At 49.5% G+C, this 22,957-nt stretch carries 16 protein-coding genes, 2 tRNA genes and 2 other RNA genes; 12 read left to right on the top strand and 8 right to left on the bottom strand.

Annotation, left to right across the window (positions count from 1 at the left end; genetic code table 11):
* The first annotated feature begins 249 nt into the window (after positions 1 to 249).
* The 4 genes from OH773_RS12200 to narI are packed head-to-tail and all read left to right on the top strand — an operon-like array spanning position 250 to position 6,906.
* Positions 250 to 3,996: a nitrate reductase subunit alpha gene (locus OH773_RS12200; protein WP_270139000.1), complete on the top strand. Its 3,747-nt coding sequence runs from the start codon at positions 250 to 252 to the stop codon at positions 3,994 to 3,996.
* On the top strand, positions 3,993 to 5,528 hold the full coding sequence (gene narH / locus OH773_RS12195; protein WP_270138994.1) for a nitrate reductase subunit beta: 1,536 nt from the start codon (positions 3,993 to 3,995) through the stop codon (positions 5,526 to 5,528). The genes OH773_RS12200 and narH overlap by 4 nt, the downstream gene beginning before the upstream one ends.
* The gene (gene narJ / locus OH773_RS12190) at positions 5,525 to 6,226 is read left to right on the top strand and encodes a nitrate reductase molybdenum cofactor assembly chaperone (RefSeq protein ID WP_270138993.1); all 702 of its coding nucleotides are present in this window, start codon (positions 5,525 to 5,527) and stop codon (positions 6,224 to 6,226) included. The genes narH and narJ overlap by 4 nt, the downstream gene beginning before the upstream one ends.
* Before the next feature lie 2 nt (positions 6,227 to 6,228).
* Positions 6,229 to 6,906, top strand: a complete 678-nt coding sequence (narI, locus tag OH773_RS12185; RefSeq protein ID WP_270138992.1) for a respiratory nitrate reductase subunit gamma — start codon at positions 6,229 to 6,231, stop codon at positions 6,904 to 6,906.
* Between the two features lie 238 nt (positions 6,907 to 7,144).
* Here the strand turns inward: narI and OH773_RS12180 are convergent.
* The 6 genes from OH773_RS12180 to OH773_RS12155 all read right to left on the bottom strand — a co-directional run bounded on the left by OH773_RS12180 (position 7,145) and on the right by OH773_RS12155 (position 9,211).
* Positions 7,145 to 7,276, bottom strand: a non-coding RNA gene (locus OH773_RS12180) — RtT sRNA.
* 43 nt (positions 7,277 to 7,319) lie between these two features.
* Positions 7,320 to 7,451: non-coding RNA, RtT sRNA (locus tag OH773_RS12175), on the bottom strand.
* Positions 7,452 to 7,494: 43 nt separating this feature from the next.
* Positions 7,495 to 7,579, bottom strand: a tRNA-Tyr gene (locus OH773_RS12170).
* A gap of 40 nt (positions 7,580 to 7,619) precedes the next feature.
* Positions 7,620 to 7,704 (bottom strand) — tRNA-Tyr (locus OH773_RS12165).
* A 155-nt stretch (positions 7,705 to 7,859) separates the two neighbouring features.
* Positions 7,860 to 8,705, bottom strand: a complete 846-nt coding sequence (gene purU, locus OH773_RS12160; RefSeq protein WP_270138990.1) for a formyltetrahydrofolate deformylase — start codon at positions 8,703 to 8,705, stop codon at positions 7,860 to 7,862.
* A 47-nt stretch (positions 8,706 to 8,752) separates the two neighbouring features.
* Positions 8,753 to 9,211: a YchJ family protein gene (locus OH773_RS12155; RefSeq protein ID WP_270138988.1), complete on the bottom strand. Its 459-nt coding sequence runs from the start codon at positions 9,209 to 9,211 to the stop codon at positions 8,753 to 8,755.
* Between the two features lie 116 nt (positions 9,212 to 9,327).
* Here OH773_RS12155 and rssA point away from each other — a divergent pair, with 116 nt between their 5' ends.
* The 5 genes from rssA (at position 9,328) to OH773_RS12130 (ending at position 14,841) form a co-directional block, all read left to right on the top strand.
* Positions 9,328 to 10,236 carry a patatin-like phospholipase RssA gene (gene rssA / locus OH773_RS12150; protein ID WP_270138987.1) on the top strand — a complete coding sequence of 303 codons (909 nt, stop codon included), beginning with the start codon at positions 9,328 to 9,330 and terminating at the stop codon, positions 10,234 to 10,236.
* Between the two features lie 93 nt (positions 10,237 to 10,329).
* Entirely contained in the window at positions 10,330 to 11,343 is a 1,014-nt protein-coding gene (gene rssB, locus OH773_RS12145; protein ID WP_270138985.1) for a two-component system response regulator RssB, read from the top strand.
* A 199-nt stretch (positions 11,344 to 11,542) separates the two neighbouring features.
* Positions 11,543 to 12,451, top strand: coding sequence for a UTP--glucose-1-phosphate uridylyltransferase GalU (galU, locus tag OH773_RS12140; protein ID WP_183271659.1), 909 nt, complete (start codon positions 11,543 to 11,545; stop codon positions 12,449 to 12,451).
* A 24-nt stretch (positions 12,452 to 12,475) separates the two neighbouring features.
* Positions 12,476 to 13,816, top strand: coding sequence for a UDP-glucose dehydrogenase family protein (locus OH773_RS12135; protein ID WP_183271658.1), 1,341 nt, complete (start codon positions 12,476 to 12,478; stop codon positions 13,814 to 13,816).
* 14 nt (positions 13,817 to 13,830) lie between these two features.
* Entirely contained in the window at positions 13,831 to 14,841 is a 1,011-nt protein-coding gene (locus tag OH773_RS12130; protein WP_270138982.1) for an NAD-dependent epimerase, read from the top strand.
* Positions 14,842 to 14,994: 153 nt separating this feature from the next.
* Here OH773_RS12130 and hns read toward each other — a convergent pair whose 3' ends face one another.
* Entirely contained in the window at positions 14,995 to 15,405 is a 411-nt protein-coding gene (hns, locus tag OH773_RS12125; protein ID WP_034494985.1) for a histone-like nucleoid-structuring protein H-NS, read from the bottom strand.
* 555 nt (positions 15,406 to 15,960) lie between these two features.
* On the opposite strand from hns, the gene tdk reads away from it, so the two are divergent.
* On the top strand, positions 15,961 to 16,566 hold the full coding sequence (gene tdk, locus OH773_RS12120) for a thymidine kinase (protein WP_270138979.1): 606 nt from the start codon (positions 15,961 to 15,963) through the stop codon (positions 16,564 to 16,566).
* Between the two features lie 122 nt (positions 16,567 to 16,688).
* Here the strand turns inward: tdk and adhE are convergent, their stop codons facing one another.
* Positions 16,689 to 19,376 carry a bifunctional acetaldehyde-CoA/alcohol dehydrogenase gene (gene adhE, locus OH773_RS12115; RefSeq protein ID WP_183271655.1) on the bottom strand — a complete coding sequence of 896 codons (2,688 nt, stop codon included), beginning with the start codon at positions 19,374 to 19,376 and terminating at the stop codon, positions 16,689 to 16,691.
* 479 nt (positions 19,377 to 19,855) lie between these two features.
* Between adhE and OH773_RS12110 the strand changes: the two genes are divergently transcribed.
* Together OH773_RS12110 and oppA are read left to right on the top strand one after the other, a co-directional pair.
* Complete coding sequence (locus OH773_RS12110) at positions 19,856 to 20,503, top strand: YchE family NAAT transporter (protein ID WP_183271654.1); 648 nt, start codon at positions 19,856 to 19,858, stop codon at positions 20,501 to 20,503.
* Positions 20,504 to 21,263: 760 nt separating this feature from the next.
* Positions 21,264 to 22,898 carry an oligopeptide ABC transporter substrate-binding protein OppA gene (gene oppA / locus OH773_RS12105; RefSeq protein WP_270138975.1) on the top strand — a complete coding sequence of 545 codons (1,635 nt, stop codon included), beginning with the start codon at positions 21,264 to 21,266 and terminating at the stop codon, positions 22,896 to 22,898.
* The last annotated feature ends 59 nt before the right edge of the window (positions 22,899 to 22,957 follow it).

Raw genomic sequence — 22,957 nt, 5'->3', positions numbered from 1 at the left:
CCCAGCTTCGTGAATTTCTACTCCTTACCTGTTGTGGTGATGAACATAAATTTCATTATTTCAATATCTTAAGAGTGATTTTGTTATTGCCACTTAGGTGGTAGATCAACTTTTCCTCTATATAGCAGCATCCCTCCCAGTTGATCGGCATCAATTATCCCTTCATTTACGCGGGTTACCGTGCCGTCATTGTCAGCAATGTCGTATTCATAAGATAGAGCCTCCAGGCTCCACATCAGGAGAACCCCGATGAGCAAATTTCTTGACCGGTTTCGTTACTTCAAACAGAAGGGCGAAACTTTTGCCGATGGACATGGCCAACTGCTCGATACCAATCGTGATTGGGAAGAAGGTTATCGTCAGCGGTGGCAGCACGACAAAGTGGTACGTTCCACTCATGGTGTAAACTGCACGGGCTCCTGTAGCTGGAAGATCTACGTCAAAAGCGGCCTGGTGACATGGGAAACTCAACAAACCGATTACCCACGCACCCGTCCTGATATGCCAAACCACGAGCCGCGCGGCTGCCCACGTGGTGCGAGCTACTCCTGGTATCTCTACAGTGCTAACCGCTTAAAATACCCATTGATGCGCAAGCGTCTGATCAAACTGTGGCGCGAAGCCAAAACCCAACATAACGACCCGGTGAATGCCTGGGCCTCCATCATCAACGATCCCGAAAAAGCAAAAAGCTATAAACAAGCTCGTGGTCGCGGTGGTTTTGTGCGCTCAAGCTGGCAGGAAGTGAATGAACTGATTGCGGCAGCCAACGTCTTTACCGCAAAAACCTTCGGCCCGGACCGCATCGCCGGTTTCTCGCCGATCCCGGCAATGTCGATGGTCTCTTACGCTTCTGGCGCACGCTATCTGTCCCTGATTGGCGGCACCTGTCTGAGCTTCTACGACTGGTATTGCGACTTACCGCCAGCGTCACCGATGACGTGGGGCGAGCAAACGGACGTTCCGGAATCCGCCGACTGGTATAACTCCAGCTACATCATCGCCTGGGGTTCTAACGTTCCACAGACGCGTACGCCTGATGCTCACTTCTTCACTGAAGTTCGCTACAAAGGGACGAAAACTGTTGCGGTCACGCCGGACTACGCTGAAATCGCCAAATTGTGCGACCAGTGGTTAGCGCCAAAACAAGGCACCGATGCGGCAATGGCGCTGGCCATGGGCCATGTTATGTTGCGCGAGTTCCACCTCGACAACCCAAGCCAGTACTTCACCGATTATGTGCGCCGTTACACCGACATGCCGATGCTGGTGATGCTCGAAGAGCGTGAGGGTTTCTACGCGGCGGGCCGTATGCTGCGTGCTTCTGACCTGGTTGATGGTCTGGGCCAGGAAAACAATCCGCAGTGGAAAACGGTGGCACTGGACAACCGGAGTGACGAACTGCTGGCACCAAACGGTTCTATCGGTTATCGCTGGGGTGAAAAAGGCAAGTGGAACCTGGAACAGCGTGATGGCACCAGCGGCGACGAAGCCGAGCTGCGCCTGAGCTTGCTGGGCAGCCATGACGAAGTGGCAGACGTCGGTTTCCCATACTTTGGCGGCGAAAGCACCGAGCACTTCAGCAACGTTAAACTTGATAATGTGTTGATGCACAAACTGCCAGTGAAACGTATTCAACTGGCTGATGGTTCTACTGCGTTGGTAACCACTGTTTACGACCTGACGCTGGCTAACTACGGTCTTGATCGCGGCCTGGATGATGAAAACTGCGCGTCCAGCTATGACGACGTGAAAGCGTATACCCCAGCGTGGGCCGAGCAAATCACCGGTGTTTCTCGCCAGAACATCATCCGCATTGCGCGCGAGTTTGCTGACAACGCCGACAAAACCCATGGCCGCTCGATGATCATCGTCGGTGCGGGTATGAACCACTGGTTCCACATGGACATGAACTACCGTGGCTTGATCAACATGTTGATCTTCTGCGGTTGCGTAGGGCAGAGCGGCGGCGGTTGGGCGCACTATGTGGGCCAGGAAAAACTGCGTCCGCAAACCGGCTGGACTCCACTGGCGTTCGCGCTGGACTGGCAGCGCCCACCGCGCCATATGAACAGCACCTCGTTCTTCTACAACCACTCAAGCCAATGGCGTTATGAGTCGCTGACCGCTGAAGAACTGCTTTCCCCGCTGGCGGATAAATCTCGCTACAGCGGCCATTTAATTGACTTCAACGTGCGCGCAGAGCGTATGGGCTGGCTGCCGTCGGCTCCACAGCTCAACACAAACCCGTTGACCATTGCAGCGCAGGCGAAAGCGGCGGGTATGACTCCGGCTGAGTTCACCGTGCAGCAGCTGAAAAGCGGCGATATTCGCTTTGCGGCAGAGCAGCCTGATGCGGGCAATAACCATCCGCGTAACCTGTTTGTCTGGCGCTCCAACTTACTGGGTTCATCCGGTAAGGGCCACGAGTATATGCTCAAGTATTTGCTCGGTACCGAGAACGGTATCCAGGGTAAAGATCTGGGCAAAGAAGGCGGCGTGATGCCGGAAGAAGTCGAGTGGGTCGATAACGGTCTGGACGGCAAACTGGATCTGGTGGTGACACTGGACTTCCGTCTGTCGAGTACCTGTCTGTATTCCGATATCGTGCTGCCAACTGCGACCTGGTATGAGAAAGACGATATGAATACTTCGGATATGCATCCGTTTATTCACCCGCTTTCTGCCGCCGTTGACCCAGCCTGGGAATCGAAAAGCGACTGGGAAATCTACAAAGGTATCGCGAAGAAATTCTCCGAAGTCTGCGTCGGTCACTTAGGTAAAGAGACCGATGTGGTGACATTGCCAATCCAGCACGACTCAGCTGCCGAACTGGCGCAGCCGTTTGGCGTGATGGACTGGAAAAAAGGTGAATGCGACTTGATCCCAGGTCAAACCGCTCCGCACCTGATCACCGTTGAGCGCGATTATCCGGCAACGTACGAGCGTTTCACCTCTATCGGCCCGCTGATGGAAACCATCGGTAACGGCGGTAAAGGTATTGCGTGGAATACGCAGAGCGAAATGGATCTGCTGCGAAAGCTCAACTACACCAAAACCGAAGGCCCGGCCAAAGGTCAGCCGATGATCAACTCGGCGATCGATGCCGCAGAAATGATCCTGACTCTGGCACCTGAAACTAACGGCCAGGTGGCCGTCAAAGCCTGGGCTGCGCTGAGCGAATTTACCGGTCGTGACCACACGCACCTGGCGCTCAACAAAGAAGACGAGAAAATTCGCTTCCGCGATATTCAGGCACAGCCGCGCAAAATCATCTCCAGCCCGACCTGGTCTGGCCTTGAAGATGAGCACGTTTCCTACAGCGCCGGTTATACCAACGTTCACGAGCTGATCCCATGGCGTACGCTGTCTGGTCGCCAGCAGCTGTATCAGGATCACCAGTGGATGCGTGATTTTGGCGAAAGCCTGCTGGTGTACCGTCCGCCGATTGATACCCGTTCGGTAAAAGGTGTGATGGGTAAAAAATCCAACGGTAACCCAGAGAAAGCGTTGAACTTCCTGACGCCACACCAGAAATGGGGCATTCACTCTACTTACAGCGACAACCTGCTGATGCTGACGCTGTCACGCGGTGGGCCGATTGTGTGGATGAGCGAAATCGACGCCAAAGATTTAGGCATCGAGGACAACGACTGGATTGAAGTGTTCAACAAAAACGGTGCGCTAACGGCGCGTGCGGTAGTGAGTCAACGTGTGCCAGAAGGCATGACGATGATGTACCACGCGCAGGAACGTATCGTGAATCTGCCGGGTTCCGAAATCACCGGTCAGCGTGGCGGTATTCATAACTCGGTCACCCGAATTAGCCCGAAACCGACGCATATGATTGGCGGTTACGCACAGCTGGCATACGGCTTTAACTACTACGGCACCGTCGGTTCAAACCGTGATGAGTTCGTGGTGGTACGTAAGATGAAAGACATTAACTGGTTGGACGGTGAAGGCAATGACCAGAAACAGGAGAGCGTAAAATGAAAATTCGTTCACAAGTCGGCATGGTGTTGAATCTTGATAAATGCATCGGCTGTCACACCTGTTCTGTGACCTGTAAAAACGTCTGGACCAGCCGCGAAGGGATGGAGTACGCGTGGTTTAACAACGTCGAAACCAAACCGGGTATCGGTTATCCGAACGACTGGGAAAACCAGGAGAAATGGAAGGGCGGTTGGATCCGTAAAATTAACGGTAAGTTGCAACCGCGCATGGGCAACCGCGCAATGCTGCTGGGTAAAATCTTTGCCAACCCGCATCTGCCGGGGATTGACGATTACTACGAACCGTTTGATTACGACTATCAGCATCTGCATAACGCGCCGGAAGGTAAGCATCAGCCGATTGCGCGTCCGCGTTCGCTGATCACCGGCCAGCGGATGAACAAAATCGAAGCGGGCCCAAACTGGGAGGAGATCCTTGGTGGCGAATTTGATAAACGCGCCAAAGATCAGAACTTCCAGAATATGCAGAAGGCGATGTACGGCCAGTTCGAAAACACCTTTATGGCTTATCTGCCACGCTTGTGCGAACACTGCCTGAACCCGGCGTGTGCGGCGACCTGCCCGAGCGGCGCTATCTATAAGCGTGAAGAAGACGGCATTGTGCTGATTGACCAGGACAAATGCCGCGGCTGGCGTATGTGTATCACCGGTTGTCCATACAAAAAAATCTACTTCAACTGGAAAAGCGGCAAATCCGAGAAGTGCATTTTCTGTTATCCACGCATTGAAGCGGGGATGCCGACAGTCTGTTCCGAAACCTGCGTTGGCCGTATTCGTTACCTCGGCGTGTTGTTGTATGACGCGGATGCTATCGAGCAGGCAGCAAGCACCGAGCATGAAAAAGATCTCTACGAGCGTCAGCTGAGTATTTTCCTCGACCCGAATGACCCGACGGTTATTGAACAGGCACTGAAAGATGGCGTACCGCAGAGTGTTATCGATGCGGCACAGCAGTCACCTGTTTACAAAATGGCGGTGGACTGGAAGCTGGCGCTGCCGTTGCACCCTGAATATCGTACCTTGCCGATGGTTTGGTATGTGCCGCCGTTGTCGCCAATTCAGTCAGCGGCTGACGCGGGTGAACTGCCGCACACCGGTATTTTGCCTGACGTGGAAAGCCTGCGTATTCCGGTGGAATACCTGGCGAATTTGCTGACTGCAGGGGATACCGCACCGGTTCTGCGCGCCCTGAAACGCATGATGGCCATGCGCCATTACAAACGTGCTGAAACCGTCGAAGGCGTGAACGACACGCGTGCGTTGGAAGAAGTAGGCCTGACCGAAGCGCAGGCGCAGGAAATGTATCGTTACCTGGCGATTGCCAACTATGAAGATCGTTTCGTGGTGCCATCCAGCCATCGTGAACTGGCGGCGGATGCCTTCCCTGAAAGCAAAGGCTGCGGTTTCAGCTTTGGTGATGGTTGCCACGGTTCAGACAGCAAATTCAACCTGTTCAATAGCAAACGTATTGACGCGATTGATGTGACCAGCAAAACGGAGCCAAAACCATGATTGAACTTCTGGTGATTTCCCGTTTGCTCGAGTATCCGGATGCTGCCTTATGGCAGCATCAGCAGGAGCTTCGCGATGCATTAGTCGAAGGTAACGCACTGAACTTACAACAGGCGGCGCAGCTGAACGACTTTATCACTTCGTTATGTCGCCGTGATTTGTTGGATGCGCAGGCCAGCTATAGCGAGTTGTTCGACCGTGGACGTGCCACCTCTTTGCTGCTGTTTGAACATGTTCACGGTGAATCCCGTGACCGTGGGCAGGCAATGGTGAATTTGATGAACCAGTATCAGCAAGCCGGAATGGAAATCGGCAGCCGTGAGCTGCCTGACCATCTGCCGTTGTATCTGGAATATCTGTCACAGCGTGACGAAGCCGAAGCTCGCGGTGGTTTGCAGGATGTTGCGCCAATTCTGGCACTGCTGGCGGCGCGTCTGAAGCAACGTGAAAGCGATTATGCGGTGCTGTTTGATGTGCTGTTGGGCATCTCGCAAAGCGATGTGGCGGTGGAAAGCGTCAGCCAACAGATTGCATGTGAGGCTCGCGATGACACCCCGCAGGCGCTGGATGCGGTTTGGGAAGAAGAACAGGTGAAATTTGTAGCGGACGCAGGATGCGGTGAGTCTGAAATTAGCAGCCATCAGCGTCGTTTTGCCGGGGCTGTCGCTCCACAGTATTTGAATATCGAGGGACAATAATCATGCATTTTCTCAATGTGTTCTTCTACGACATTTATCCGTATCTCTGCGGTACGGTATTCCTGCTGGGCAGTTGGTTGCGTTACGACTACGGGCAGTACACCTGGAAAGCGGGCTCCAGCCAGATGCTCGATCGCAAAGGGATGAATCTCGCGTCTAACCTGTTTCATATCGGGATTTTGGGTATTTTCGCCGGTCACTTCCTTGGCATGCTCACACCGCACTGGATGTATGAGTCATTCCTGCCAATCGATGTGAAGCAGAAAATGGCGATGATAGCCGGTGGTGCGTGTGGTGTGATGACGCTGGTGGGTGGCTTGCTGCTGCTTAAGCGCCGTCTGTTCAACCCGCGTATTCGTGCAACATCAAGCACAGCGGATATTCTGATCCTCAGTCTGCTGATGATTCAATGTGCGCTGGGTCTGCTGACGATCCCATTCTCGGCACAGCATATGGATGGCAGCGAGATGATGAAGTTGGTGGGATGGGCGCAGGCTGTTGTCACCTTCCACGGTGGTGCATCTGAACATCTGGATGGCGTCGCGTTTATCTTCCGCGTGCATTTAGTGTTGGGGATGACGCTGTTCCTGCTGTTCCCGTTTACCCGTCTGGTGCACGTCTGGAGCGCGCCGGTTGAGTATCTGACACGTAAATATCAGATTGTTCGCGCTCGTCGCTGAGTTCTGATTGCTTGATATGAAATACCCGGCTTCGGCTGGGTATTTTTTTGCTTTTAATTTGGCATTTTTTGCCCTCACCCCAGCCCTCTCCCTCAGGAGAGGGAGCGTTCGGTTTTCGTCTTTGGGTTTTCTCCTTCTCCTGGGGGAGAAGGTTGGGATGAGGGCGTAATAAACTCTTCCCCAACGGGAATATGAAAGATTGTACGGTTTGGATAAATTGGGAAGGTACTTCAGAAGATGGTGGCGGGGGAAGGATGACTCGACGCTAACGCGTCTCGCCCTTCGGGTCGTTGCCTACGGCAACGCTTTCTCGCTACGCTCGAATCGAACCTTGATCGAAGCTTCTCATCCTCCCCCAACGGGAATATGAAAGATTATGCGATTTGGATAAATTGGGAAGGTATTTCAGAAGATGGTGGCGGGGGAAGGATGACTCGACGCTAACGCGTCTCGCCCTTCGGGTCGTTGCCTGCGGCAACGCTTTCTCGCTACGCTCGAATCGAACCTTGATCGAAGCTTCTCATCCTTTCCCAACGGGAATATGAAAGATTGTACAATTTGGATGCGTTGGGAAGGTACTTAAAGAGATGGTGGCGGGGGAAGGATTCGAACCTTCGAAGTCGATGACGGCAGATTTACAGTCTGCTCCCTTTGGCCGCTCGGGAACCCCGCCAGGGGTGTTGGTATTACTGGCCGTGCATAATGCTTGAAGATGGTGGCGGGGGAAGGATTCGAACCTTCGAAGTCGATGACGGCAGATTTACAGTCTGCTCCCTTTGGCCGCTCGGGAACCCCGCCAGGGGTATGGCTTTCTTACTCGCTGCCTTCGTCAGGAAGCGGGGCGCATCATATCAAATGAAGCGCCGCTGTAAAGCATTCACTGTAAGAAAATGAATCGTTTGCCGTTTTTTTACACGTAACGTCGTAAAGCTAAACAATTCACCTCCTCTCAGCTACAAAATGATAGTGCGATTACCGTAAACAAACACGCGCTGGGCCAGTACCTGGTATAGCGCACGGCTCAGAACATTTTTCTCAACATCACGTCCGGCACGCATCATATCTTCGGCGCTGTAGGTGTGATCGACGTTAATCACGTCCTGCATGATGATCGGGCCTTCATCCAGATTGTCATTCACATAGTGCGCGGTAGCACCGATGATCTTCACGCCACGCTCGTATGCCTGATGATAAGGGCGCGCGCCGATAAATGCAGGCAGGAACGAATGGTGAATATTGATAATCTGGTTCGGGAAACGTGAAACGAATTCTGGCGTTAACACGCGCATATATTTCGCCAGTACCACGAAATCTGGTTTATGCGCTTCAATCGCGTCAGCCATCTGTTTATCGTGATTTTCACGCGTCAGCCCTTCGTGGCTCACCAGCTCAAACGGAATATCAAAACGTTCAACCAGCGTGCGCAGCGTCTCATGGTTGCCGATAACTGCGGCAATTTCGACGTCCAGGCCGCCATAGTTGGCCTTCATCAATAGATCGCCCAGACAGTGTGCTTCTTTGGTCACCAGAATCACGATGCGACGACGGCCTGCAGGTGTCAATTCGCGCACCGAACCTTCAGGTAATGCGCCATCTAAATCCGCAAGCAGGGTGTTGTCATTGAAAATACCTTCGAGCTCGGTGCGCATAAAGAAGCGCCCGGTACGATGATCAACAAATTCATTATTCTGAACAATGTTCAGTTCGTGCTTGTAACAAATATTGGTGATCTTGGCGATTAACCCTTTTGCATCAGGGCAGATGGTGCGTAGTACTTTACGTTGTAATGCTTGCGTCACTGGGTGAGTCCTGTTGTGTGTATTTTCTTGATTTGTGCCACGGAGAGTTACCTACCACAACACTTTTTAAATTTTTTGCCAGAGCCACAAGGGCAGGGGTCATTACGTCCAAACTGTGGGCGCGTTCCGTCAACATAGTACCATTGACCGTTTTCCTTTAAGAAACGGGAACGTTCTATTATGGCACTTTCCACACCTTGCTCTTCAAACCGCGCAACGAAACTGACGAAACCTTCGTTCTCATCTCGTCCGGCAGCCGTTTCATAGACTGTCAGACCCCGCCAGTGAGTGGTCGAAAAACTTCCGGAAATATCACTTTTCAGCGAAAGGCTGCGCGTTTGTGGGTGCCAGCTTGCCACCAGATAATCTGCGTCCTGCATCACATAGGCGGAATAACGTGAGCGCATAAGCTGTGATGGGGTTGGCGCGAGCGTGTCTGCGCTTATATATGGCTGGCAACATAAGCTATACTCCAGACCGCTACCACAAGGGCAAAGTTGCGACACAGCATCTCCTTGGTTACAAAAAAAGAGTCGGCGTAAATACGCGGGGTAGTTATGTTAACTGAGCAGTGGCGACTTCGTCACGAGGTGATAAACCGGGGAAGATAGACCGAGGCGGAATGAGACAGGTAAAGATCGGCCTGGCATTAGGGTCGGGAGCAGCAAAAGGATGGGCGCATATTGGTGTTATAAATGCGTTAAAACGTGCAGGCATACAGATTGATATCGTCGCAGGTTGCTCTGTAGGGGCGCTGGTCGGTGCCGCTTATGCCAGTAATCGCTTGCCGATGATGGAGCGGTGGGTACGCTCGTTCGGCTATTGGGATGTCCTGCGGCTGATGGATCTTTCCTGGCGTCGTGGCGGTTTGTTGCGTGGCGAAAGGGTGTTCAATAACGTTCGTAAAATAATCACTGAAGAAAATATTGAAGACTGCGCGCTGCGTTTTGGTTCGGTTGCCACTAATTTAAGCACCGGGCGTGAGCTGTGGTTCACGGATGGCGATCTCCATCAAGCGGTTCGTGCTTCTTGTAGCATGCCGGGCTTGCTTTCGCCTGTCGGGTACAACGGCTATTGGTTGGTTGATGGCGCGGTGGTTAATCCCGTGCCGGTTTCGCTGACCCGAGCGTTAGGGGCCGATATCGTTATTGCCGTCGACTTGCAACACGATGCGCATCTGATGCAGCAAGATTTACTCTCCGTTAATACGACGACGCCGATGGCTGAAAACCAGGTGCAACCGGATACCTGGCGCGGTCGGCTGCGTGAACAGCTCGGTAAAATAACCACCCGCCGCGCGACGACCACACCGACGGCGATGGAAATCATGACCACGTCGATTCAGGTGCTGGAAAACCGTTTAAAACGCAACAGGATGGCGGGTGATCCGCCGGATATCTTGTTGCAACCTTTTTGTCCGCAGATTTCAACTCTGGATTTCCACCGTGCCGCTGAGGCGATCAGCGCCGGGAGCCTGGCTGTTGAGAAAAAGATGGACGAGTTACTGCCACTGGTTCGTACCCATGATTGAGTACGATGAAAACTCGCATCTTCAGGTAATTCTGACAGGCGGTGATTGTCATACCATGCCACTATTGATCTATCGCCAGTCAGGGGAGCGCACATGACACAGCCACTCGTTGGGAAACAGATTCTCATTGTCGAGGACGAGCCCGTTTTCCGCTCTTTGCTGGAGGACTACCTCACTTCTTTAGGGGCGAACATTGCGGTTGCAACTGACGGCGTGGACGCTCTGGAAAAAATGACCCGTTTTGCGCCCGATTTGCTGATTTGTGACCTGGCTATGCCACGCATGAACGGACTGAAGCTGGTGGAACATTTGCGTAATGAAGGCGTTCAGACGCCGATTTTGGTCATTTCTGCCACTGAGAATATGTCAGATATCGCCAAAGCGTTGCGCTTTGGCGTGCAGGATGTTCTGCTTAAACCGATTAAAGATCTCAACCGCCTGCGTGAAACGGTGTACGCCTGCCTCTATCCAAATATGTTCAATTCTCGCGTTGAAGAAGAAGAACGGTTATTTCAGGACTGGGACGCACTAGTGAGCGACCCGCAGGCAGCCTCCAAACTGCTGCAAGAACTACAACCCCCGGTGCAACAAGTGATATCCCGCTGTCGCGTCAACTACCGCCAACTCATTACGCTCAACCAACCAGGGCTGGTTCTGGATATTGCGCCGCTATCGGAAAACGATCTCGCTTTTTATTGCCTTGATGTGACGCGTGCCGGGGATAACGGTGTGTTAGCGGCGTTGCTATTACGCGCGTTATTTAATGGATTGTTGCAAGAGCATCTTGCCCAGCAGCACCAGCGCTTACCAGAATTGGGGAGTTTACTTAAACAAGTGAACCAGCTATTACGTCAGGCGAATTTGACCGGCCAATTCCCATTGATGGTGGGCTATTATCATAGCGGGCTCAAGAATCTCATTTTGGTGTCGGCGGGACTCAATGCCACGTTGAATACGGGTGAACATCAAATTCAGGTCAGCAACGGTGTGCCGTTAGGCACTATGGGCAATACTTACCTCAATCAAATCAGCCAGCGCTGCGAATCCTGGCAGTGCCAGGTGTGGGGTGCAGGTGGTCGATTGCGTCTGATGTTGTCTGCAGAATGAGCATCTGGACGATTGAAAACATTTAGGTTTTCTCCCCTGCCAGCGTGGGTGTTAATATCGCATTTAACGCATTCGTATTTATCTTAAATTACCAACGCATCGGGTAATCAGCCGTAGATTTCATTTTTAAGCTGATATACTCGAGGCGTTTTTTAATTGACTTGCAAGTGAAAACTTGAACAGTCCAGGAGATTTTTCAATGGCTGCCATTAATTCTAAAGTAAGAAAAGCAGTAATCCCTGTCGCGGGATTAGGCACGCGTATGTTACCTGCTACCAAGGCTATTCCTAAAGAAATGCTGCCTCTGGTTGATAAACCTTTAATTCAGTATGTGGTCAACGAATGTATCGCCGCAGGTATTACTGAAATTGTGCTGGTAACTCACTCTTCGAAAAACTCCATCGAAAACCACTTCGATACCAGTTTCGAACTGGAAGCTATGCTGGAAAAACGCGTTAAGCGCCAGTTGCTGGAAGAAGTTCAGGCAATCTGTCCTCCGCATGTGACGATTATGCAAGTTCGTCAGGGTCTGGCAAAAGGCCTTGGCCACGCCGTGCTGTGTGCTCACCCGGTTGTTGGCGATGAGCCAGTTGCGGTAATCCTGCCTGATGTCATCCTCGATGAATTCGAGTCAGATCTTTCCCAGGATAACCTGGCTGAGATGATCAAACGTTTCGATGCTACTGGCCACAGCCAAATCATGGTTGAGCCGGTAGAAGATGTTACTGCTTACGGTGTTGTTGACTGTAAAGGCGTTGAATTGAATGAAGGCGACAGCGTGCCTATGGTTGGCATCGTTGAAAAACCTAAAGCGAACGTTGCACCCTCAAACCTTGCGGTAGTGGGTCGTTATGTTCTGACTGCAGATATTTGGCCGCTGCTGTCCAAAACTCCTCCGGGCGCTGGCGATGAAATTCAGCTGACTGATTCCATTGCTATGCTGATGGAGAAACAGACTGTTGAAGCCTACCACATGAAAGGCGTGAGCCATGACTGCGGTAATAAACTCGGCTACATGCAGGCGTTTGTGGAATACGGCATCCGTCACAACACTCTTGGACCAGATTTCAAAGCCTGGTTAGAAGAGACCGTTGGCGCGAAAAAGTAATTCATTTCAACGCAGGATAGAAAGATGAAAGTTACTGTATTTGGTATCGGCTATGTTGGACTTGTACAAGCAGCAGTGCTTGCGGAAGTCGGTCACGAAGTTATGTGCATAGATGTCGATGCGAAGAAAGTCGAAAATCTGAAAAACGGCGTGATCCCGATTTTTGAACCCGGCTTAACGCCGCTGGTTAAGAAAAACTATGAAGAAGGCCGTTTGCAGTTCAGCACCGATGCTGAAATGGGTGTTCATCATGGTGAAATGCAATTTATTGCAGTCGGAACGCCACCGGATGAAGATGGTTCTGCTGACCTTAAATATGTCACCGCTGTAGCACGTACCATCGCGCAGCACATGACTTCACATAAAGTTGTGCTCGATAAATCTACTGTTCCAGTTGGAACTGCAGACAAAGTGCGTAGCGTAATGGAAGAAACGCTGAAAGCCCGCGGTGTGGATATCACATTCGATGTGGTTTCCAACCCAGAGTTCCTTAAGGAAGGGGCCGCAGTTTCTGACTGCATGCGCCCTGAGCGTATTGTTATCGGTACTGATAACGACGATGTGGTCGATTTGCTGCGTGAACTGTACGAACCGTTCAACCGCAATCACGATCGTATGATCCTGATGGATATTCGTAGCGCCGAGTTGACCAAGTACGCCGCAAACTGCATGTTGGCGACCAAAATCAGCTTTATGAACGAAATCTCAAACCTGGCAGAACGCCTGGGTGCGGATATCGAGAAAGTGCGTATGGGGATCGGTTCTGACTCACGCATCGGTTACAGCTTCATCTATCCTGGCTGCGGCTACGGCGGCTCCTGCTTCCCTAAAGATGTCCAGGCACTGATTCGTACTGCTCAGCAGATTGGCTATACGCCACGTATTCTGCAAGCAGTAGAAGAGGTCAACCACGACCAGAAGTTAAAACTCCCTGAGTTTATATCTCGTCACTTTGGTGAAGATCTGAAAGGCAAAACCTTCGCGCTGTGGGGGCTTTCTTTCAAACCCAATACCGATGATATGCGTGAAGCCTCAAGCCGCGTCCTGATGGAAGCGCTTTGGGAACGCGGTGCTCAGGTGCAGGCGTATGACCCGGAAGCTATGGATGAAACCCAGCGCATTTACGGACATCGTTCTGATTTAAAACTGATGGGAACGAAAGAAGCGGCATTGCAAGATGCGGATGCTCTGGTGATTTGTACCGAATGGCAAAGTTTCCGTGCCCCTGATTTCGACGCAATTAAGAAATCACTTAAACAACCGGTTATCTTTGATGGCCGTAACCTGTATGATCCTGAGAGACTAAGCAAACGCGGCTTTGTTTATTATGCAATTGGCCGCGGAGCGTCCATCAATATTGCATAATAAATGAGGGTTGTATGAAATTTCTGGTTACCGGCGCGGCAGGCTTTATTGGATTTCATGTTAGCGAACGTCTGCTGAACGCCGGTCACCAGGTTATCGGTATCGATAACCTGAACGACTATTATGACGTCAATCTTAAGCAAGCTCGTCTTGATCTCCTCACGCCTCACACTTCATTCCGTTTCGAAAAAATTGACCTCGCCGATCGTAATGCCATGGCAGAGTTATTTGCTACAGAGAAATTCGATCGTGTGATTCATCTTGCGGCACAAGCAGGTGTTCGTTATTCAATCGATAACCCTCTGGCTTATGCGGATTCAAACCTGGTGGGGCATTTAAATGTCCTTGAAGGTTGCCGCCATAATAAAGTAGGGCATCTGTTATATGCGTCTTCGAGCTCAGTATATGGCCTGAATCGTAAACTTCCGTTCTCAACGGATGACAGCGTCGACCATCCCATTTCTTTATATGCGGCGACTAAAAAAGCTAACGAGTTGATGTCACATACCTACTCACACTTATATGGTCTGCCGACAACCGGTTTGCGTTTCTTTACCGTTTATGGCCCATGGGGTCGCCCGGATATGGCATTATTTAAATTTACCCGTGCGATTGTCGAAGGGAAGAGTATTGATGTTTACAATCACGGACAAATGCGTCGTGATTTTACTTATATTGATGATATTGCCGAAGCGATTGTGCGTTTACAGGATGTCATTCCACAACCTGATGCACAATGGACAGTAGAAGAAGGGACGCCAGCAACCAGTTCAGCGCCTTACCGTGTGTATAACATCGGTAATAGCAATCCTGTGACGCTGATGGACTATATTACGGCACTGGAGACCTCACTGGGCAAAGTTGCGCAGAAGAACATGCTGCCTATGCAGCCTGGTGACGTACTGGAAACCAGCGCGGATACACAGGCGTTGTATGACGTTATCAGCTTCAAGCCACAGACGTCAGTACAAGATGGCGTACAGCGCTTCGTAGACTGGTATAACGCGTTCTATAAAGTCAGCTGATACCTAAGTCGTGATTAGCCCACAAATGATAAAAGGGAGCCCTGGCTTCCTTTTTTTATGGCTACTGTTTATCGGCAGAATTTAAAAAAGCATAACGCAGAAAATAAAAATCCCGCCGAAGCGGGATTTAATAAGCAGCACTAAAAGCAAAAATTAGGCAATCAGGAAGTCTTCCAGTTTCTTACCTTGTTCTTCCATTGCTTTCTTGATTACAGCTGGAGTACGGCCCTGGCCGGTCCAGGTTTTGCTTTCGCCGTTTTCGTCGATGTACTGATATTTAGCAGGGCGCGCAGCGCGTTTTGCTTTGCCTGCAGATTTAACAGCAGCCATGCTATTCAGTAATTCATTAGGATCAATGCCGTCAGCAATCAGCATTTCACGGTATTGTTGCAGTTTACGAGTACGCTCTTCAATTTCTGCTGCAGCAGCATTATCTTCTTCGCGACGTTCGTTAACTACAACTTCTAATTTTTCCAGCATTTCTTCCAACGTTTCCAGAGTACATTCTCTAGCTTGGGCACGAAGGGTGCGGATGTTGTTCAGAATTTTAAGTGCTTCGCTCATTTTAGTAATCTCAATCTTATATTGATGGTTGGCTTGATGGGCTAATAATAGAGGCTTAAATTAAGTTCTGCAATAGGCGGTAATGTAAGGAATTCAAAATTACATAATATTTTGTCGATTTATTAAAGAACATTAACTTAAATTTTGTCTCACATGGTGAGTTAACAAAACCTGGATAACTCACTTTTTCTACAACAACCCTGATAGTAACAGGGGTTGTTGAGGCGCTAAATTGAGGCATGAGAGCATTAATGGTGAAATATCAACCTTTGGTATTATTGTTTGCCATGGGGGATATTCTTAATAGTTAATTATTATTAGGGATTCAATGAGTTCCACTGAATAGCTAAGAAAATGCTTAAAGCTCCGTTAGTTAAGTGCAACGTGACGAACTTCAAACATCTGAGGCCTTCATCAATTTCGCTCTGCAACTTATATATCAGACGAACAATACAGAAATTTTTCCTGGGAACGTCGTGTAACGGCAACTCTGTAACGGCTTATGATATAATCCGTGTTAATAATATTTACATTTTAACTCAGGCTAGCTGACCAATGGCACAACTCTACTTTTACTATTCCGCAATGAATGCGGGTAAATCCACGGCATTACTGCAATCCTCATACAACTATCAAGAGCGTGGAATGCGCACACTGGTGTATACCGCAGAAATTGACAATCGGTTTGGCTCTGGAAAGGTGAGTTCGCGTATTGGGCTGTCGTCGCCTGCCAAGCTTTTCAATGGTGCGACTCAGTTATTCAGTGAAATACGCGATGAGCATCAGCGTGATGCCGTGCATTGTGTTCTGGTGGACGAATGCCAATTTTTAACGCGCGACCAGGTACTGGCGTTATCAGACGTCGTGGATGAATTAGATATTCCCGTATTGTGTTATGGATTACGCACTGATTTTCAGGGGGAATTATTTGGCGGGAGCCAATATTTATTGGCATGGTCAGATAAGCTCGTGGAATTAAAAACTATCTGTTTCTGTGGCCGCAAAGCCAGTATGGTGCTGCGACTTGATCAGGAAGGTCGTCCCTATAACCAGGGTGAACAAGTGGTCATAGGGGGTAACGAGCGTTACGTATCGGTTTGCCGTAAGCATTACAAGGAGGCGTTGCAAACCGGCTCTCTACAGGGCATTCAGAGCGCATAAAAAACAAAAAAGAGGCTAGGGCTCGTCCTGGTCTCTCATCTCCGTGAGATGCGTTGTACTGCGTATTTGAAAAATAGTCATAAAAAAACCCGCCGAAGCGGGTTTTTTATTAGGCTTTACAATTAAGCGGTTTTCTTCGCTTTCTTGTCAGCTTTAGCTGCTGGAGCAGCTTCTTTCGCAGTTGATGCTGGCACGCTGCCTTCTTCTACATAATCACGACCGTAGAAGGTATCCATCAGAATCTGTTTCAATTCAGAGATCAGTGGGTAACGTGGGTTAGCACCGGTACACTGGTCATCGAACGCATCTTCAGACAGTTTATCAACGTGAGCCAGGAAGTCAGCTTCCTGAACGCCTGCTTCGCGGATGGACTTAGGAATACCCAGTTCAGCCTTGATGCTTTCCAGCCATGCCAGCAGTTTCTCGATCTTAGCAGCAGTACGGTCGCCCGGTGCGCTCAGACCTAAGTGGTCTGCGATTTCAGCATAACGACGACGCGCTTGTGGGCGGTCATACTGGCTGAAAGCAGTCTGCTTAGTTGGGTTGTCATTCGCGTTATAGCGGATAACGTTGGAGATCAACAGGGCGTTCGCCAGACCGTGAGGAATGTGGAACTGTGAACCCAGTTTGTGCGCCATTGAGTGACACACACCCAGGAAGGCGTTCGCAAACGCGATACCCGCGATGGTCGCAGCATTGTGTACACGCTCACGAGCAACTGGGTTTTTAGAGCCTTCATGGTAAGACGCTGGCAGGTTTTCTTTCAGCAGTTTCAGTGCTTGCAGAGCCTGACCGTCAGAGAACTCGCTCGCCAGTACGGAAACGTAAGCTTCCAGTGAGTGAGTTACCGCATCCAGACCACCGAATGCACACAGGGACTTAGGCATATCCATCACCAGGTTGGCATCAACAATCGCCATGTCTGGAGTCAGAGCGTAGTCAGCCAGTGGGTATTTCTGGCCTGTTGCATCATCAGTTACAACTGCAAACGGAGTGACTTCTGAACCTGTACCGGAAGTGGTGGTAACCGCGATCATTTTCGCTTTTACGCCCATTTTCGGGAACTTGTAGATACGCTTACGGATGTCCATAAAGCGCAGTGCCAGTTCTTCGAAGTGAGTTTCTGGATGCTCGTACATAACCCACATGATTTTCGCAGCATCCATCGGGGAACCGCCGCCCAGCGCGATGATCACGTCTGGTTTGAAGGAGTTCGCCAGTTCTGCACCTTTACGTACTACGGACAGAGTTGGATCCGCTTCTACTTCGAAGAAGACTTCAGTTTCAACGCCCGCTGCTTTCAGAACAGAAGTGATCTGGTCTGCATAACCGTTGTTGAACAGGAAGCGGTCGGTAACGATCATCGCACGTTTGTGACCATCAGTAATCACTTCGTCCAGCGCGATTGGCAGAGAGCCACGGCGGAAGTAGATAGATTTCGGAAGTTTATGCCACAACATGTTCTCAGCTCGCTTAGCAACGGTTTTCTTGTTGATCAGGTGCTTAGGACCCACGTTCTCAGAGATGGAGTTACCACCCCATGAACCACAACCCAGAGTCAGGGAAGGCGCGAGCTTGAAGTTGTACAGGTCACCGATACCACCCTGAGAAGCTGGGGTGTTGATCAGGATACGTGCAGTTTTCATTTTGTCGCCGAAGTGCTTAACGCGCTCTGGCTGGTTGTCCTGGTCGGTGTACAGGCAAGAGGTATGACCGATACCGCCCATCTCAACCAGTTTCTCAGCTTTAACGACTGCATCTTCGAAGCTCTTAGCACGGTACATAGCCAGAGTTGGAGACAGTTTTTCGTGAGCGAATGGCTCAGAATCGTCAACAACGCTAACTTCACCAATCAGAATTTTGGTGTCAGCCGGTACTGTGAAACCTGCCAGTTCAGCAATTTTGGTTGCTGGCTGACCAACGATAGCTGCGTTCAGTGCGCCATTTTTCAGGATAATGTCCTGAACAGCTTTCAGCTCTTTACCCTGCAGCATGTAGCCGCCGTGGGATGCAAAACGTTCACGCACTGCATTGTATGCAGAGTCAACAACGATGACTGACTGCTCGGAAGCACAGATTACGCCGTTATCGAAGGTTTTGGACATCAGGATAGAAGCAACAACACGTTTAATGTCAGCAGTTTCGTCAACAACAACAGGAGTGTTACCTGCGCCTACGCCGATTGCTGGTTTACCGGAGCTGTATGCCGCTTTAACCATGCCTGGGCCACCCGTTGCCAGAATCATGTTGATATCTGGGTGATGCATCAGGGCGTTAGACAGTTCTACAGATGGCTGGTCAATCCAACCGATCAGATCTTTAGGTGCACCCGCAGCGATAGCAGCTTGCAGAACGATGTCTGCGGCTTTGTTAGTCGCGTCTTTTGCACGTGGGTGTGGAGAGAAGATGATCGCGTTACGGGTCTTAAGGCTGATCAGAGACTTAAAGATCGCAGTAGATGTTGGGTTAGTCGTCGGTACGATACCGCAGATGATGCCGATTGGCTCAGCGATAGTGATAGTACCGAAGGTGTGGTCTTCGTCCAGAACACCACAAGTTTTCTCATCTTTATAAGCGTTGTAGATATACTCTGAAGCAAAGTGGTTTTTGATCACTTTATCTTCAACGATACCCATGCCAGATTCGGCAACGGCCAGTTTCGCGAGGGGAATTCGAGCATCAGCGGCAGCCAGGGCGGCGGCGCGGAAGATTTTATCGACTTGCTCTTGAGTGAAGTTGGCATATTCACGCTGGGCTTTCTTGACGCGCTCTACAAGTGCGTTAAGTTCAGCGACATTAGTTACAGCCATAATGCTCTCCTGATAATGTTAAACTCTTTTAGTAAATGAGCTGCTCGAGACGACAGTATAGTCAGCGGGCAACAGCTTGCGTAGAAGAGGGGCCACGACTATCCAAAAACTTCCCAAAACATCTTGCTGATTTACTAAAAGAGCCTTATCGAAAAAACCTATTCATGGTCTGAATCAAACGCTCTTCAGATGTATCTAAGAGTACTCACTTCTGAGTAGGTTTTTTGTGACTTGCATCACATTATCTCAAGGCTGACTCCATTCAGCAGGGCGGATTCAGGTTGTTGATAAGTCTTTAAAATATTCGTCACAGCAAAGATAAAACAAACTACCATATTTTCAACAACTGGGTAACAATATTGTTTAATATCGCAATTGTGTATAAAAGTAGTTATCTATGCTGCGAAAGGGCATAGCGCCTGCAGTGGTTTTCCATTACATTACCGCGGCCTTTGCTACGTTCATTTGCGGAGTTTTTAGTGGCTCAATCCTTATTTGATTTGCCAACCTATTTTAAGTTCTTTATTGGATTGTTTGCTCTGGTAAACCCAGTAGGGATCATTCCCGTTTTTATCAGCATGACCAGCTATCAAACTGCGATAGCGAGGAATAAAACCAATCTCACTGCGAACCTTTCTGTCGCGATTATTTTGTGGACTTCGTTGTTTCTTGGCGACGGCATTCTGCAACTATTCGGCATATCAATAGATTCTTTCCGTATTGCTGGCGGTATCCTGGTCGTAACCATCGCGATGTCGATGATCAGCGGTAAACTCGGGGAAGATAAACAGAACAAACAAGAAAAATCAGAGAGCGCTATCCGCGAAAGCGTTGGCGTCGTCCCGTTGGCTCTTCCATTAATGGCCGGTCCTGGTGCAATCAGTTCGACTATCGTCTGGGGCACGCGCTACCATAGCTGGAATTATTTAATCGGTTTTACGATAGCCATCGCACTCTTTGCTTTTTGCTGCTGGTTGGTTTTCCGCCTTGCGCCTTTCTTAGTGCGTCTGCTGGGGCAAACTGGCATTAACGTTATAACCCGTATTATGGGGCTGCTTCTGATGGCTCTGGGTATTGAATTTATCGTTACCGGGCTGAAAACTATTTTCCCCGGGTTATTAAGTTAGTTCTGCTACAACTGGCGTAGGAAAAAGCAGAATAACAATTCTGCTTTTTTTTTGTTAAATAGCCACCAACTTGTTTGCCGCATTAGCACTTCTATCCCCTTCATAAGAAAATCATTCATAACAAAAAGCTTTGGAAACCGCGTATTAGCGGCGTGCACTTTTGTACTCTGTACATAAAACTCCCAATCAAATCGTTAATTAACTAACACTACACAATGATACTTGCTGTGGCTTTATTGAGATGATATTAGTTATTCACGCTGTCTCGCAGATGAATGTGCTAAAAAATAACCAATTGTTAATTTTTCGTGAACAATCATGTTCCTTCGTCATGCCGCGAGATAACCAACCATCTTAATACTGCTATTTCTTTTATTTTTAGAGAGTTATCTCGAATAAATGAGCTGGAACAGGAGCGTTTCAGACCGCATCCTGGACAGATAAAAGAGAAATGGTTAACAAATTTGCAAATTGTATTGGCGGGCATCAGGTGCTTTTGATACTTTCCAGACAACACAATTATCTGAAAAATGTTTCATTTACAGATGACTCATCAAAATCAACCTGAGAACAGGGTAGGTTGATTAAGAATCGACGGAGCAGGGTGCCATAAAGAGCATCCCCCAAATAAAGTCGGTGATAGCAGGTAACACAAAATAAATCCTGGCAGTCGCATAACGCTCTTGTGCTGTTAAGGAACCCCAAAGGGGAAGAGGCTGGCTTTCGGGTCGGTAATTATAATGAGTGGAGTATCAACACAATGTCCATCATCACAAAAAAAAGTCTGGTTGCAGCAAGCATTTTAACCGCGCTAATTGTAGGCAATGTGGCCACGGCGGCCGAAGTTCCTGCAGGTGTCCAACTGTCAGAAAAGCAAACGTTGATTCGAAATAACGGTGCTGAGCCGCAGTCTCTGGATCCCAATAAAATTGAAGGTGTTCCTGAATCAAACGTAAGCCGTGACCTGTTCGAAGGTCTGCTGATTACTTCTCCAAAAGATGGCCACCCAATTCCAGGTGTTGCAGAATCCTGGGATAACAAAGATTTTAAAGTGTGGACTTTCCATCTGCGTAAAGATGCTAAATGGTCTAACGGCGAACCTGTAACAGCACAAGATTTCGTATATAGCTGGCAGCGCCTGGTTGATCCAAATACCGCTTCCCCGTATGCAAGCTATCCGCAATATGGCCATATCGTAAACGTTGATGAAATCATCGATGGCAAAAAGAAACCAAGTGAGCTGGGCGTAAAAGCGATTGACGACCATACGCTGGAAGTGACTTTGAGCGAGCCAGTTCCTTACTTCTACAAACTTCTGGTTAACCCGGCGATGTCCCCGGTGAATAAAACCGCCATTGAGAAGTTTGGTGAGAAGTGGACCCAGCCTGCGAACCTCGTTTCTAACGGCGCATATAAACTGAAAGACTGGGTTGTTAACGAACGTATCGTGATGGAGCGTAATACCAATTATTGGGATAACGCGAAAACTGTCATTGATCAGATTACTTATCTGCCAATTTCTTCTGAAGTTACCGATGTAAACCGCTACCGCAGCGGCGAAATCGACATGACTTATAACAACCTGCCGATCGAACTGTTCCAGAAGCTGAAAAAAGAGATCCCAGCTGAAGTTCACGTTGACCCGTATCTGTGTACTTATTACTACGAAATCAACAACCAGAAAGCTCCATTTAACGATGCGCGTGTTCGTACCGCTCTGAAACTGGGCCTGGATCGTGACATTATCGTAAACAAGGTAAAAGCGCAGGGCGATCTGCCTGCTTATGGCTACACGCCTCCTTATGCTGACGGCGCTAAGCTGACAAAACCTGAGTGGTTCTCCTGGACTCAGGAAAAACGTAACGAAGAAGCTAAGAAATTGCTGGCTGAAGCGGGTTATAGCAAAGATAAACCGCTGACCTTTGACCTGCTGTACAACACATCTGACCTGCATAAAAAACTGGCTATCGCTGCTGCCTCTATCTGGCAGAAAAACCTCGGTGTGAACGTGAAGTTGGTCAACCAGGAATGGAAAACCTTCCTCGATACTCGTCACCAGGGTAACTACGATGTGGCGCGTGCTGGCTGGTGTGCTGACTACAACGAACCAACGTCCTTCCTGAATACCATGCTGTCTGGTAGTTCAATGAACACCGCGCATTATAAGAGCCCGGCATTTGACGCCATCATGGCAGAATCGCTGAAGGCGACTGATGAAGCACAGCGCAGTGCTGCGTACGATAAAGCCGAACAACAGCTGGGCAAAGACTCCGCTATCGTTCCGGTTTATTACTACGTGAATGCTCGTCTGGTGAAACCATGGGTTGGCGGTTATACCGGTAAAGACCCGATGGACAATATCTACACCAAAGATATGTATATCATCAAACATTAATGGCAAATCGTGGGGCGAGGTTTAACGCCTTGCCCCATCGTGTCTTATTTCATTACTAC

The organism is Buttiauxella sp. WJP83, assembly GCF_027594725.1.
Lineage (GTDB): Bacteria > Pseudomonadota > Gammaproteobacteria > Enterobacterales > Enterobacteriaceae > Buttiauxella > Buttiauxella selenatireducens.
The sequence above is the reverse complement of the archived record's forward strand: the minus strand, read 5'-3'. Positions and strand labels throughout refer to the sequence as shown.

Coding starts and splice junctions, on each gene's coding strand:
- OH773_RS12200 (WP_270139000.1), top strand. CDS start 250: ATGAGCAAATTTCTTGACCGGTTTCGTTACTTCAAACAGAAGGGCGAA.
- hns (WP_034494985.1), bottom strand. CDS start 15,405: ATGAGCGAAGCACTTAAAATTCTGAACAACATCCGCACCCTTCGTGCC.
- narI (WP_270138992.1), top strand. CDS start 6,229: ATGCATTTTCTCAATGTGTTCTTCTACGACATTTATCCGTATCTCTGC.
- rssA (WP_270138987.1), top strand. CDS start 9,328: ATGAGACAGGTAAAGATCGGCCTGGCATTAGGGTCGGGAGCAGCAAAA.
- oppA (WP_270138975.1), top strand. CDS start 21,264: ATGTCCATCATCACAAAAAAAAGTCTGGTTGCAGCAAGCATTTTAACC.
- narH (WP_270138994.1), top strand. CDS start 3,993: ATGAAAATTCGTTCACAAGTCGGCATGGTGTTGAATCTTGATAAATGC.
- galU (WP_183271659.1), top strand. CDS start 11,543: ATGGCTGCCATTAATTCTAAAGTAAGAAAAGCAGTAATCCCTGTCGCG.
- rssB (WP_270138985.1), top strand. CDS start 10,330: ATGACACAGCCACTCGTTGGGAAACAGATTCTCATTGTCGAGGACGAG.
- tdk (WP_270138979.1), top strand. CDS start 15,961: ATGGCACAACTCTACTTTTACTATTCCGCAATGAATGCGGGTAAATCC.
- OH773_RS12135 (WP_183271658.1), top strand. CDS start 12,476: ATGAAAGTTACTGTATTTGGTATCGGCTATGTTGGACTTGTACAAGCA.
- adhE (WP_183271655.1), bottom strand. CDS start 19,376: ATGGCTGTAACTAATGTCGCTGAACTTAACGCACTTGTAGAGCGCGTC.
- OH773_RS12130 (WP_270138982.1), top strand. CDS start 13,831: ATGAAATTTCTGGTTACCGGCGCGGCAGGCTTTATTGGATTTCATGTT.
- narJ (WP_270138993.1), top strand. CDS start 5,525: ATGATTGAACTTCTGGTGATTTCCCGTTTGCTCGAGTATCCGGATGCT.